The sequence below is a fragment of the Streptomyces coerulescens genome (assembly GCF_042657965.1).
In the GTDB taxonomy this organism is placed as follows: domain Bacteria; phylum Actinomycetota; class Actinomycetes; order Streptomycetales; family Streptomycetaceae; genus Streptomyces; species Streptomyces coerulescens.
The window spans coordinates 1-12958 of record NZ_JBHSKM010000051.1 but is presented as its reverse complement, the minus strand read 5'-3'; the positions used below and the strand labels follow the sequence as shown (position 1 = coordinate 12958).

Here is a 12958-nt window from a genome sequence, read left to right as displayed (position 1 = left end):
AGTCGCCCGCAGGGAGCTGGCGAATCGACCATGTCCTGACCGGCGCCCCGCCCGAGGCCGTTGAACGCAGGCTCGACCCTGATGGTTTATAGCGACGAGAAGAGCGGCGAGAGTTCCGTGGCCCCGGGGGTGACCGACGGCGACGTGGGTCCTGTCATGCGGTAGCCCTGATCGACCACTCATCCGTACCGGCCGGTGCGGATGGCACCCACCCGATCCCGGCGCGGATGTGACACCCCGTTCGTACGACCCGTGCGAGGCAGCCGTACCGGCCGGTCACGGAGCCGTACCGGCCGAACCGACCGTCAGAGCAACACGAAAGTGAGGGGAACACCCCCATGTCCCTGGTTCCCACGCGCGAACTCGTCGATAAGGCCGCCGCTGCCGGCCGGGCCATAGCGGCGTTCAACGTGATCACGCTGGAACACGCCGAGGCGATCACCACCGGCGCGGCGGCCGCAGGCACCTCGGTGATCCTGCAGATCAGTGAGAACGCCGTACGGTTCCACGGTGGCCCGGGTCGAGTCGATCGCGCGGGCCGTGGCCGAAGTCGGCAGGGCCTGTGACGTCGACGTCTCACTCCACCTGGACCATGTGACGGACATGCGGCTGCTCCGTACCGGAGCCGACGCCGGGTTCTCCTCCGCGATGTTCGACGCAGGGGCACTGCCCTATGCCGAGAACGTCGCCGCCACGCGCGCCGCGGTGCTGCCGCCCGGCGGTCAGGCGCCGCCACCGAGTGCCGATCTGTCGTCGGTGACGTGCCAACTGCTGGGCGATCTTCTTGTCGTAGTAGGCCCGCGATGCCGGGTCGCCCAGGCCGGCGAACGAGGAGAGGAAGAAAGCCCGTTTGAGCTGCTTGTTGCCTTTCCGGGAGGGCTGCTCGCCGCAGATCGAGGAACCTGAGCTCCGGGTCGCCGGGGCGAGTCCCGCGTAGGCCGCCAGGTGGCCGGCGGTCGGGAAAGTGCTGCCTTCGCCGCCCTCGATCAGGATGCGGTGTCCGGTCCTGACGCCGCCTCCCAGTATCGAGGTCAGGACTTTGAGTCACCGAGGCACTGTCCGGCATCCACCACAGACTCCGCCGTCGGTCAGATGCTGCCCGGGCAGCATCTGACCGACGGCGGCTACGTCTCCATCGCCCTGCTCGACCGCTCCGCACGAGACCATCAGGTCCAGCTCATCGGGCCGGTCAAGTCCATGGCCCTCGCCGCCGGCCATCATCTGGGCGAAGACTCGTCCGCTGATGGCCAGGAATCAGTTGACGATACCGAAGCCGTCCAGGGTGGCGTACGTGCCAGATAGCTTGGTCACGGTGATGGTGTGTTTGCCGGAGGTCAGTCCGGTGGCGGTGAAGACTGCCACATTGGTGTGCCGCTGGCCGTCTGCGGGGACGGTGTTGACGACCTGCTGAGCGCCGCCGTCGATGCTTACCCCGATGTTGCCCTGGTCGGTGTACTTCTCCCCGTAGACGACGATGCCGGTACCAGTGAACTGGTAGGTCGCAGTCGATCCGTTGGCCGTCGCGAAGTGGATGTCGTCACCGTAGTCCCCAAACCCTCGGGGCTTATGGTGCGTAAATCCGCTGTAGGAGATCGACGGATCGGTGTCGTTGATCCGGTTTGTGGAGCCGTCAGGGACGGTGATGGTGAACGCTTGCGTGCTCTGGGCGCCGCTAGGGTTGGTGTGGGTGGCGTTGAAGACATTGCTGCCAGTGCTCAGTGGGACACGTTGTACTTCACGCGTATTGGCGGAGTAGCCATTGGGGCCGCTCCAGCTCCAAGAGCCGCCGGTGGTCGGCCAGGGCCCGAAATCTACCCTCGTGCCGGCCGAAGGCACCGTGATCGCTGCGGTTTGCCGCCAGCCATCGGCGGAGGTCCAGATGTAGGGAGTAATGGGGGTTGGCGTGCCGTTGACCGCCGCCTTGAGGGCCACCATTTGGCGGTAGACAGCCGAGTTGTTGATCCTTCCAGATGCGTCCGCGAAGGCTTCGAACATCAGGCTGCCCTTGGCAGCCAGGATGTTCATCGAGTAGCTGATGAAATCGGAACGGTCGATGAACTGCTGCCCCAGTGTCTGGTTCCATTGCACCCGAGTTCCGTTGCTGTTGAACCAGCGAGAGGTCGGTGTCGCGACCGGAGGAACATAGCCGGCGGTGTAGTCGTAGTAGGGGGCAGCGGTGGGGTTGTCGAACTGCCACTCGTTGTAGCCGATGACGGCATGGGGATTTCCGGCATGGATGGCGGTGGCGTACTTCTGTGCGGTGGCGGTGGTGACTCCGACGTTGTGACTGGTGATGGGGCCGAAGAAGCCGTCTATCCACCAGCCAGAGACCTTTGTTCCGTAGTGGGTGGCCCAGCCCCGGAGGGCGGCCGCCCAATTCGTATCGCCTGTCTCGTTGTGGTACCAGTCATGGCCGAAGTCGCCTCCGCCGCGAGTGGTGAACCCCAGGTTGTTGGCCGCGACGGTATCGTCGATCGGGGGGCCTGCGGGGATGTAGATGAACATCTTCATGCCTCTGGCGCTCAGAGCATCGGAGATGTCGGTCATCAAGTCCCGGCTCGTGAGGCGCGATCCCGGTGACACCCCTGCGAGGGTTTCATAACCCGGGTTCCCTCCGAAGTAGAATCCCGTGTTCTGTCCGACGTAGACCGCGACCCAGCTGGCGCCCGTATCGGCCATCTGAGCGGCGAAGGCGGTCACGTCGAAGCTGTTCGCTACCGCATTCCAGCCGCCGACTGTCCCGCCCTGGTCCACGCCGGTGTTTATGCGCGGGTCCTCGATCTTGATGAACATGCCGTAATGGCCTGACATGAAATCCGTGTCGGGGTTCTGATCGGAAGCGCTCGCCGCCGTGGGGCTTAGGACGCTCCAGCCGAGCGTGCCGGCCAGGGCGGCGCTGCTGCTGGCGGTCAGAAACCGGCGACGGCTCAGATCGTGGGTGGGGCTGGAAGTCGCGGGGGCTTTTCTGGCGTGGAACGGCATCTTCTTCTCCTGGTGGGTGAGGTTTGCCGGAGCGGCCAGGGCCGTGCCTGCGGTATGGCACCGCAGGAGCGGACCCCAACGGGTTTGGGGCTACTTCCATGGGTGTCTGCCGAGCTCGACGATGGTGTCGTCGGCATCTCGGATGGCTTCAGGGACGCTGATGATCAGATGGTCGTCACTGCGTTCGATCGTCGCGGTGCCTCCGGTGAGGACGTGAGCAGTGCCGTCCCAGGAGGTGTCGGCGGGGATCCGGATTGGTCCGCGGGTCCAGTCGAGGATGTGGACGTAGAGGGCATCGGGGCTCTGGGTGACTCCGCCCCACGCCGGTTCGGGGACGCGGTAGCCGCGAGTGCCGCGGAGGGTGGACCCATGGCGGGCGAGCCAGGAGCCGAACTCGGCCATCCGGGCGCGCTGTTCGGCCGCGATGAGTCCGTGGGCGTCCGGTCCGACGTTCAGGAGCAGGTTTCCGTCACCGACCGCGCTGCGGACAAGGGCGTGGATGCATTCGCGGAGCGAGAAGATCGGGGCGTCAGGTCGGAATCCCCACTGGTGGCCGGCCAGGGTCAGGCAGCTTTCCCAGGGACGGCCGTCCTGGAAGGCGCCGATGCGGTGCTCGGGGGTGTCGAAGTCGCCCCAGAAGCGCGCCGGTCCGGTGTTGTAGTCGGCCAGGACCGCGAGCCGGTTGTTGATCAGGATGTCCGGCTGCAGGTCGCGGGCCATGGCGATGGTGGCGGCGACGTCCCAGTCGGTCTCCAAGTCGCTTTGCCCGTAGGAGTCGAACCACAGGACGTCGATGGTGCTGTAGTTGGTCAGCAGCTCGCGGAGCTGGGCGTCCATGTACTTCTGGTAGTCGGCGTTGCCGTCGCGCAGGTAGGCGGGGTGGTGCCAGTCGCGCTGGGAGTAGTAGAGACCCAGCCGGAGTCCTGCCTCGTGGCAGGCGTCTGCGACCTCGGCGAGGATGTCACGGCCGAACGGGCAGTCAGGTGATGTGATCTTGTAGTCGGTCTGCGCGGTGTCCCACAGGCAGAAGCCGTCGTGGTGTTTGGTCGTGAGCACCAGGTAGCCGGCTCCGGCGCTCACGGCCGTGTCAACCCAGTCGCGGGCATTGAAGCCCTGTGGATCGAACTGGCGGTACAGGTTGTCGTACTGCTCGTGCGGGATCCGCTGAGCGGGCTCGCCGTCGGGCTGGAAGATCGCCTGAACGTCGAAGGGACGCGGCAGGTCTCGTCCCCAGCTCAGCTCCACACCCAGGCTGGCCGCTACACCGAAGTGGACGAACATCCCGAAGCGGGCGTCTCTCCACCATCTCAGCGCGTCGGCCTTCGCCCGCCATGGCAGGCCCGCGGCCAGCGGATCATGCCCCGTCTGAGCACCCAGAAACTGTTGGCCGTACCGTTCGTCATTGATGGTCATATTGCGGTCTCCAAAGGGCGGCCCCGGCCCGGAAGCCCGAGGCATGCCTGATCGTGGGGGTTGGAAGCGGCTCCCACCGTGGTCTGGGTGGACCCTCCGGCTACGAGGTGTGGCGGCGCAGCCGGACGACAGCGCTGGCCCAATGCCCACCGCGCATGCGATCGAGGAGGGGAAGACCGTTGGTCATCAGAAGACGGCCGGTGGCCTGGTGGCCGTCGTCGAGGGTTCGGTAGAGGGCGTCGGGGTCGAGGTCGGCCAGGCGCACCGTGGCCGGGCCGGGCTGGGCGCCGGGGTGCGGATGCAGGACGAAGATCACCACGTCGTCGTCGTGGGTGTACTGCAGGGCTGACAGGCCTTGGCCGGGCGTGGCGCCGAGTCGGTGCTGGCGGCCTCGTTGGACGGTGGTCCTGATGTCCTTGTAGAGCGTGATGTGCTGGCGGGCGATGGCACGATCCGCCTCGGACCAGGTGGTGAGGTTGCCGCCGATACCGAGGTTGCCGGTCATGGCGACGTGGAAGCGGTATTCCAGAGGGATGTGGGGTTCGTCGGTGACCCAGGCGGCCATGGTCTGGGCGGGATAGACCTGGCTGAACCCGTGCTGGATGGTCTGCCGGTGGTAGGCGTCGGTGTTGTCGGACGTCCATACCTGGTCGGTGCGGGCGAGGATCCCGAAGTCCAGACGACCGCCCCCGCCTGAGCATGCCTCGATGCGCAGTCTCGGGTGGTCGGCACGGAGCCGATCCATGATGGCGTAGACGCCGCGGGTGTGATCTATCCACAGCCGGTCCTGGTCGCCTTCGCGCTCGGGCCAGCCGCCCTGCGAGAAGGCGCGATTCATGTCCCATTTGAGGAATCTGATGTCGAGTTCGGCCACCAGCTCGTCCAGCCGTCCGTGCGCCCATTCGCGGACGTCCTGGCGGGCGAAGTTGAGGACCAGCTGGGTGCGCAGCTCGTCTCGGCGGCGGTGCGGGTAGTGCACCACCCAGTCGGGATGCCGGTGGTACAGGTCGCTGTCGGGGTTGACCATCTCCGGTTCGACCCACAGCCCGAAGTCCATTCCCAGGGCTCTGACCTGGTCGGCGAGCGGACGCAAGCCGTGGGGAAACCGGTCGGGGTTGGGCCACCAGTCGCCCAGCCCCGCCGTGTCGTCGATACGTTTGCCGAACCAGCCGTCGTCGACGACGAACAGCTCGACGCCGAGGTCGGCCGCCTGGCGTGCGGCATGGAGCTGGCTCTGCTCGTCGATGTCGAACCCGACCGCTTCCCAGGAGTTGTACAGGATCGGTGGCAGGTGTTCGGAGCGGGGCAGGATATGGGTGTGTGCGTGCTGGTGCCAGGAGCGGCTCGCGCCGCCGAATCCGTCGGCGCTGTAGAGGCCGAGCAGGGCCGGCGTCGTCAGTTCCTCTCCGGCTTGAAGCCGCCAGACGGTCCCGTCGTGGCCGAATCCCGCGGTCATCGCCGCGCGTCCTTCGAACCGGCGCTGCGCGGTGAGCCGCCACGTTCCGGACCAGGCCAGGGCGACGCCCCATACGTCTCCATGGCCCTCAGTCGCCGTTCCGTCGTCGATCATCAGCCAGGGATTGGCGTGATGGCTCGGGTTACCGGTGCGGTTGGTGAGAGTGAGTTCACCGATCGGGAGCGGTTCTCGCCGCAGATGGTTCTCGGCCATCCACGCTCCCGATACCGCACTGTAGCGGTAGTCGGCCCGCTCCGGGATGAGCCAGTTTCCCGAATCCGCGCGGGTGATGGTGAACGGCTCGCCTTCGGTGCCGGTATGCCGCAGCGTCGTCCAGCGTTCGATGACGTCGGAGTTCTCCCGCGTCCGATAATGGAGGACCACTTGGAGAGGGAAGAACCTGTCGGCCAGCACCAGGTCCAAGCGCTGCCCGCCGTCTTCCTGCTCGATTAGATCTGAGACGAGGTCGAGTTCCAGGGAGCGGATTCCGCCCGGGAATGTGATCTGCAGGGCGGGAATGCCCCAGCGCAGGCCACCGTCGACGGGCAGTTGTTCCTCTATCTCGAGCGGAACCTCATGGGGCCGGGTGAGGTAGGTGTCTTCGGAGATCGTTTCGGTTTCGGCGGGCGACAACCTCGGTCCCCAGTACTGCTGGACGAGCCGGTTATCGGCGGTCCACCGCACTACGTAGGTCGTGTTCGTCGTCGACAGCGGCCAGGTGCGCCGCACGCCATGGACTGCAAGGGAGGTCATCAGGGAATCCTTATGACGTTCAAGGGTGCTGCAAGGGTCGTCTGCGACGTGGTGCGTTCAGCCCTTGGCGGCCCCGCTGGTCAGGCCGGTGACGAACTGGCGCTGCAACAGGAGGTAGAGGGTGAGGACCGGAAGGGTGGCCAGGAACATCAGCCCGAAGACGGTGCCGAAGTCGGTCTGGTACTGGCCCACGGCCCGGTAGATGCCGGTAGTGACGGTGGTGCCCTGGCTCGGCCCGAGGATGATCAACGGATTGATGAAGTCGTTCCAGATCCAGACACCGAAGAAGATGACCGCGCTGGCCGAGGCGGGGCGCAGCAGGGGGAACACAACCCGCCAGAACACACGGACAGGCCCCGCGCCGTCGATCGCCGCGGCCTCCTCGAGCTCGCGGGGGATCGTCCTAACGAATCCGGCGAAAACGAACACGCCGAAGGGCACGTAGTAGCCGACGTTGAACAGCACCAGTCCCTGAAGCGTCGCCATCAGGTCGAACAGCTGTAGCATGCGGACGATCGGCAGGAGGATCACTTGCGGTGGGATCATTAGCCCTGACAACAGGACCAGCATGGCCACCTGCCCCCACCGTGACTCCGTGCGCGCCAGGTAGTGGCCCAGCATGGCCGAGACGATGGTGAGCAGCGCCACCGAAATGCTGGTGACCAGCAGGCTGTTGGTGAGGCTCGCCCAGAACAGGTTGTCCGAGCGGGTCATGACCGAGGTGAGGTTGTCGAGCGTCGGCGGTATCGGCGGCGAGGCCGGGCTGGGCGCGATCTTCGAACCCTGCTTGAACGTGTTGGCCAGCACCACATACAAGGGCACACTGAACAACGAGCCCACGAGTACGGTGGCCACAGGCCGAACGATCTGCCTCATAGCATGGCCTCTCTGCGCCGCAGGAAATGAAGCACGATCGTCGAGGCGGTGGCGATGATGATCAACATCACGATCGCCATCGCGGTGGCGTAGCCCTGGTGGTTGGCGTTGAAGCCGGTCTGCAGCACCGCGAACGCCACGGTGGCGGTCGTGCCGGTGCCCGGGCCGCCGTTGGTGATGACCTGGACTGTGTCGTAGGTCTTGAACGCCGAGATCAACAAAACGACGGTGTTGATGGTGAGAGCGGGGGCAAGCAGCGGCCAAGTCACGAGGCGGAACCGGGCGACGCTCCCGGCGCCATCGATGGCCGCGGCTTCGTACAGCTCTCGCGGTACCGATTGCAGGCCCGCCAGGTACACCACGACGCAGAAGCCGAGGATCTGCCAGCACTGGATACCGGCCAGCGAATAGAGGGCATAGGAGTCGTCCGACAACCAGCCGACGGGTGCGATACCGACCCAGCCCAGCATCTGGTTGACGACGCCGTCGTCGGCGAGCAACCGCGTCCAAACGACGCTGACCACGACTGAACTGAGAACAACGGGCACGAAGAACACGCCGCGCCAGGCCGTGTAGAACCAGCCCTTGCGGTCGAGCAGCAACGCGATACCGAGACCAGCGACGTTGGGTACGATCACCATGATCACGGAGATGATGGTGGTGACCTTCAGTGAGGTCAGGAACTCCTCGTCGTGCAGGAGAAGTTCGTAGTTGCGCAGCCCGACGAACTCGGTCGGTGGGCTGAACGGGTTGTAGTTCGTCAGGCTGTACCCGACGGCGAGGATCACCGGGGCGAGCACGAAACAACCGTAGATGAGCAGGCCAGGGGCTCCGAAGATCCCGAACTTGGTCAACCCGGCGCGGAGTCTGTGGTGTCCCCTCCCGCGGCCGGCCGGCACATGATGCTCCGGCACGGCCGTCGAGGTGGGGCCGACCTTGAGGTCAGATGCCATCGATCAGGATGCCTTTTCCCACTCGGCGTCCAGGAACTTGGCCGCGTCCTGCGGGGACTTGCGGCCGAGGATGAGGTCCTGGGTCACGGTGTAGACCTTGGCGTCCACGCCGGGGAGCAGGGCCTCGCCGCCCTGGCCGTACACGAACGTCTTGGTGACGGCGCCGCTCTGGACGGCCTTGGCCCACATGTCGTAGGTCGCCTTGAACACCGGGCCCATGTCGGTCGGCGGGCTGTAGCCCTTGATCGCGGGGAAGAGCGCGTCGGACCTTACCGAGGCGTCCAGGTTCTCCTTGTCCAGCTGGAAGGCGAGAGCGAACTTCTTGGCCGCCTCCAGGTTCTTGGACTTCGCGTTCACCTCCAGACCGCCACCGGTGGTCGCGGGGACCAGAGCCTTGCCGTCCGCGGTCGGCCAGGAGAACACGCCGATGTCGTCCTTGATCGAGCTCTTGTCTGCGGCCGCGGCGAACCACGAGCCCATCGGGTACATCGCTCCCTTGCCCTTGAGGAAGTTCTGCTCCGTCCCGGCGTAGTCCACGGAGATCATTTTCGGGTCGAGGTAGCCCTTGTCCTTGAGATCCACGACCTTTTGCAGCGCGTCGACAAAGGCGGGGTCGCTGAACTTCACCGTTCCCGCGCGTCGGTCCTGAATCCAGTTGGGGGTGGCCTGGTAAACGCTCGTGTCGACTGCGGCGGAGACCGTCATGCCGAGAGGGAAGCTGTCCTTGCCGCCGCCGACGACGATCGGCAGGACGCCCTTGGCCTTCAGCTTGGCGCAGGCGTCGACGAACCCGGCGTAGGTCGTCGGCGGCGCCGTGATTCCGGCCTTTGCGAACATCGACTTGCGGTAGTAGACGCTGGGCACCGTCTGGGTGTTGGCAGGGAGCTGGTAGATCTTGCCGTTGATGGCGCTGCTGTCCGGAGACGAGAAATCCTTGAGCTCGTCCGGCTGCCAGGTGTAAAGATCGCCGGCCTCGGCGAAGCCGCCCTGATCGACGCCGATCATGACATCGGGCAGCTGGCCAGAGGTCTTGAGCTGCTTGGCGTAGCCGGTCCGGTCCGCGCTCGGCGCCACCAGCTTCTTCACGGTGACACCCGGGACCTTGTCGGTGACCCGCTTGATCGCGGCGTCCCAGTACTGCGGCGTGAGGTTCGGCGTCTCGAACGTCAGAAAAGTGATCTCCGCCGCGCCCGGCGTGCTGCTCGACTTGTTCGTGTCTTCGCCGACCGAACAGGCACTGAGCCCGCCGACCAGGGAGAACGCGAGGATCGCGGCCGCGATTGCGCGCTTTCTGGACATTTGAAGGTTCCTTCGGCTCAGGGAAGGGTGGGCCGAAGATCGTCTCACCGTCGGCCGGGAGCGCTCACGTGGGCGCCATGGAGGAGAGTGTGTGACCGTGATTCGCCTCGCGTCAAGGTGTCTGCGTTCGCGCAAAGTACGCCACTCGGTACGCGCGACCATGCACAGCGCGCCGTACGTCACGGCGCCGGGGGCACCCGATAGCCTGCCGCCTACGGGACAGAGGGCGAGGTCAGGGGTGGGGGGCGAAGCCCCATCGCACGGCGACGCCCGGAGGGCGGCCTTGACGGGGCCACCTGCCCCGCATCCTGACGAAGCGGGTGGCCCCGGCGCCCCCACCGGCCAGGAGGGGCGAAAGCGGCGCGATCCAGAGATCTCGCACGATATTGAGCTGCGATTCCGCCCCGGAGAGCGCCTTCGTAGCAGGTTGACGCCGGGGTTGAGCAGCGACATGATTCTCAGCCACGGGTGCGTGAGCGCTCCCGGGAAGGGTGAGAATTCAGCGTGTCCTCCTCAGATAGCCTCAAGCGCGTCACGATCGACGATGTGGCGCGCGCCACTGGCGTCTCCAGGCAGACCGTCTCCCGGGCGATCAACAACATGACGCAGATCGACCCGGCGACGCGGGATCGTGTGCTCGCCGTGGCCCGGGACATGGGCTACCGGCCGAGCCGGCACGCCCGGGGCATGATGCGCCGGTCCACCACGACCGTGGGGTTGGTGATCCCCGACGTGCTCAACCCGTTCTTCACCGAAGTGGTCGCCGGGGCGCTGGAAGCGGCCAAGTCCCGGGGATGGCAGCTGATCATGTACACCACCGACTCCGCCCTCGACCAGGAAAAGCCGCTCTCCGAGTCCATCGCCGCCCAGGTGGACGCCTGCATCGCCTTCCTCCTGGACCCCGACGCCATCGCAGCCATCGCCGGGTCCGGCATTCCTTTCGTCCTCCTGGGGAACGAGGACCAGGCCGGGAGCGTGTCCAAGGTGCGGATCGACTTCGAATCCGGCCTCCGCGAGGCGTTCGATCACCTGGCCGCTCGCGGGCACCTCCACATCGGAATGATCGACGACCGCAAACGGACCGCCTCGGGCCGCCCGGACGCACGCACCCGCCTCTATACGACCGCGGCGATGGAGGCGGGCTTGCGGATCGAACCCGAGTGGATCCAGCAGGCCACCAATTCCATCGACGGCGGCGCGGCGGCCATGGAACGCATGATGCGGGAAGCTCCCGAAGTGACCGCGATCCTCTGTTACAACGACATCCTCGCCATCGGAGCGATGCGTCACGCGATGGCGCGCGGCCTCGCCATACCTGAGTCCTGCGCCTTCATCGGCGTCGATGACATTCCGATCAGTGCGCTGGTCGACCCGCCGCTGACCACGGTCCATGTCGACAAACGCCGCATCGGCCAAGCCGCCATCGAACAACTGGCAGCCCAGATGTCCAGCGGGGCGAGCATGGCTGACACGGTGATCCGCACCCGCCTCGTCGTCCGCGCCTCCACCTGAGCGATCTCTGAGGGTCTCGAGCGTGCTGTCACCAGGTTCAGGGGCGGAAGAAGGGGGAGCAAGTGGCGGCCTTCGTAGCGGTTCGGCACGGATTGGGTCGGGAGGGTCGGTTTCGTGGTCCTGCTGGGCGATGCCGGCGCGAGCAGTCCTCCGGTGGAGGCCTTCTTGAGCGAGGCCATACAGCGTCGTGTCGACGGTGTGGTCGCCGCGGCCGTCAACGTTCCGGACGAGAAGCTGCAGCCCCTGACGGACGCGAACATCCCGGTGGTCACCATCGGCACGCCGCGCCACGGGACCTTCACCGATGTCGTCTCGGCCAACGACGAGCGCATCGCGGCGGACGCCGTCGCGTACCTGGCCGAGCGCGGACACCGGCGTATCGCCACCATCACCGGACCTACCGAGACCGCGCCCGGCTCGACGCGCCTGGTCGGCTACCGCAACGCCCTGGGTGCAGCCGGACTGCCCTACGCGCCCGCACTGGAATGCCTCGGGGACTGGACACGCGACAGCGGCGCCAAGGCCATGGCCCGACTGCTGGATGCCGAGGAGCCGCCGACCGCGGTGTTCTGCGCCAACGACATGATGGCGATCGGTGCGCTGCACACCCTGCGGGCACGCGGGATCGATGTTCCGTCCGATATCGCGCTGGTCGGTGTCGACGACATCGAGTCCGCCGCGCTGGTCCAGCCCGCTTTGACCACGATCGCCATCCCCGCCCAGGAGATCGGCCGGGTGGCCGGTGAACAGCTCCTGACCCGCCTCGACGGTGACCGCGGTCCCGGCCGCCACACCCTCGTACAACACTGTCTGGTCATCCGCGAATCCACATAGCCGCCGATCCCGCGGTCGGCAGTCCTTGTCCCGGGGGCGACTCAAGCCCCGTCCCACAGGCGCACCAACACAGAAGGGTGCCTTCGTTGCACGACGTTCTGGATCCGCGCGACCTCGTTCCCGACGAGGCCGAGCAGCTCGCGACCTCCGGCTACAGCCAGGCGCTGCCGCTGTGGCAGCAGGCCCGCGCTGCAGCTTCGGCGGGAGATCTCCCCCTGCTCAAGGAGATTGAGCAGAGCTTGGCCTCGCTGGCGCTGGATGCCACCTGGGCATATGAGGAGACCTCCGACCTGGAGATCCTGCGCGGCGCTTTGCCGGCGCGCACCCGACCCCGGCTCGACCAGGCCCGGACCGCTGACCGGATCAGGGGCGCCTGGCGCGGGCGCTGCATCGGCAACACCCTGGGCAAGCCGGTCGAAGGGCTCAGCCGCGCGGAGGTCGCGCTCTACCTGCGTGCCGTGGACCAGAGTCCGCAGACCGGCTACATCCCGCTCGGTTCACCGAGGTCACCACCGAGGACGTCACGCTAAACTACAACATCAGCGACGACTACGGGGAGTTCGTGGCCTTCAACACCACCACCACACCCGAGAACTTCACCGTCGACCACAACACGATCATCCGGGACCGCGATGAGGACTCGGAGGTCTTCACCAACTTCTGGTACCGCCAGGACGGCCCCGACCCGCAGAACTCCTGGATGACGGTCAGCAACAACATCATCAACCTGCCGAACGGCGGCAAGGTCTTCTACGACACCTACCAGTGGCCGCACCACAACAACGTCATCAACGGCGACCTCAACGACGACCTCGGCAGCGGCGACATCCAGGCCGACCCCGACCTGGACGACGGCTACGCCCTCAGCCCTGGCAGCCTC

The 12958-nt window shown here is 66.3% G+C and carries 10 protein-coding genes and 2 pseudogenes; 5 read left to right on the top strand and 7 right to left on the bottom strand.

Going from position 1 to position 12958, the window contains the following annotated elements:
• Positions 1–338 precede the first annotated feature (338 nt).
• Positions 339–708 (top strand): annotated as a pseudogene (locus tag ACFPQ9_RS43350) (class II fructose-bisphosphate aldolase); the annotation flags it as partial.
• Between the two features lie 60 nt (positions 709–768).
• Here ACFPQ9_RS43350 and ACFPQ9_RS43345 read toward each other — a convergent pair.
• The 7 genes and pseudogenes from ACFPQ9_RS43345 to ACFPQ9_RS43315 all read right to left on the bottom strand — a co-directional run.
• Positions 769–1041, bottom strand: a pseudogene (locus ACFPQ9_RS43345) (IS110 family transposase); the annotation flags it as partial.
• 213 nt (positions 1042–1254) lie between these two features.
• Entirely contained in the window at positions 1255–2982 is a 1728-nt protein-coding gene (locus ACFPQ9_RS43340) for a hypothetical protein (protein WP_380865737.1), read from the bottom strand.
• A 90-nt stretch (positions 2983–3072) separates the two neighbouring features.
• Complete coding sequence (locus ACFPQ9_RS43335; RefSeq protein WP_380865734.1) at positions 3073–4395, bottom strand: alpha-L-fucosidase; 1323 nt, start codon at positions 4393–4395, stop codon at positions 3073–3075.
• A gap of 100 nt (positions 4396–4495) precedes the next feature.
• Positions 4496–6604, bottom strand: a complete 2109-nt coding sequence (locus tag ACFPQ9_RS43330; RefSeq protein WP_380865731.1) for an alpha-galactosidase — start codon at positions 6602–6604, stop codon at positions 4496–4498.
• Positions 6605–6661: 57 nt separating this feature from the next.
• A complete protein-coding gene (locus ACFPQ9_RS43325) occupies positions 6662–7459 on the bottom strand; it encodes a carbohydrate ABC transporter permease (RefSeq protein ID WP_380865728.1) in 798 nt (265 codons plus the stop codon).
• Between the two features lie 17 nt (positions 7460–7476).
• Complete coding sequence (locus ACFPQ9_RS43320) at positions 7477–8433, bottom strand: carbohydrate ABC transporter permease (RefSeq protein ID WP_380865726.1); 957 nt, start codon at positions 8431–8433, stop codon at positions 7477–7479.
• A 3-nt stretch (positions 8434–8436) separates the two neighbouring features.
• The gene (locus tag ACFPQ9_RS43315; RefSeq protein WP_380865723.1) at positions 8437–9732 is read right to left on the bottom strand and encodes an ABC transporter substrate-binding protein; all 1296 of its coding nucleotides are present in this window, start codon (positions 9730–9732) and stop codon (positions 8437–8439) included.
• A 546-nt stretch (positions 9733–10278) separates the two neighbouring features.
• Here ACFPQ9_RS43315 and ACFPQ9_RS43310 point away from each other — a divergent pair.
• From ACFPQ9_RS43310 to ACFPQ9_RS43295, 4 genes are all read left to right on the top strand, one after another.
• The gene (locus tag ACFPQ9_RS43310) at positions 10279–11244 is read left to right on the top strand and encodes a LacI family DNA-binding transcriptional regulator (RefSeq protein WP_380865721.1); all 966 of its coding nucleotides are present in this window, start codon (positions 10279–10281) and stop codon (positions 11242–11244) included.
• A 114-nt stretch (positions 11245–11358) separates the two neighbouring features.
• Positions 11359–12078 carry a substrate-binding domain-containing protein gene (locus tag ACFPQ9_RS43305; RefSeq protein ID WP_380865718.1) on the top strand — a complete coding sequence of 240 codons (720 nt, stop codon included), beginning with the start codon at positions 11359–11361 and terminating at the stop codon, positions 12076–12078.
• Between the two features lie 86 nt (positions 12079–12164).
• Positions 12165–12608 (top strand): hypothetical protein, encoded by a 444-nt coding sequence (locus tag ACFPQ9_RS43300; RefSeq protein ID WP_380865717.1) that lies wholly within the window; start codon positions 12165–12167, stop codon positions 12606–12608.
• A 32-nt stretch (positions 12609–12640) separates the two neighbouring features.
• The coding region (locus ACFPQ9_RS43295) for a hypothetical protein (RefSeq protein WP_380865714.1) at positions 12641–12958 on the top strand (318 nt) is incomplete at its 3' end.

Bases quoted from the DNA above. Each gene is read 5' to 3' on its own strand.
- ACFPQ9_RS43340 (WP_380865737.1), bottom strand. From the start codon at position 2,982: ATGCCGTTCCACGCCAGAAAAGCCCCCGCGACTTCCAGCCCCACCCAC.
- ACFPQ9_RS43335 (WP_380865734.1), bottom strand. From the start codon at position 4,395: ATGACCATCAATGACGAACGGTACGGCCAACAGTTTCTGGGTGCTCAG.
- ACFPQ9_RS43330 (WP_380865731.1), bottom strand. From the start codon at position 6,604: ATGACCTCCCTTGCAGTCCATGGCGTGCGGCGCACCTGGCCGCTGTCG.
- ACFPQ9_RS43320 (WP_380865726.1), bottom strand. From the start codon at position 8,433: ATGGCATCTGACCTCAAGGTCGGCCCCACCTCGACGGCCGTGCCGGAG.
- ACFPQ9_RS43315 (WP_380865723.1), bottom strand. From the start codon at position 9,732: ATGTCCAGAAAGCGCGCAATCGCGGCCGCGATCCTCGCGTTCTCCCTG.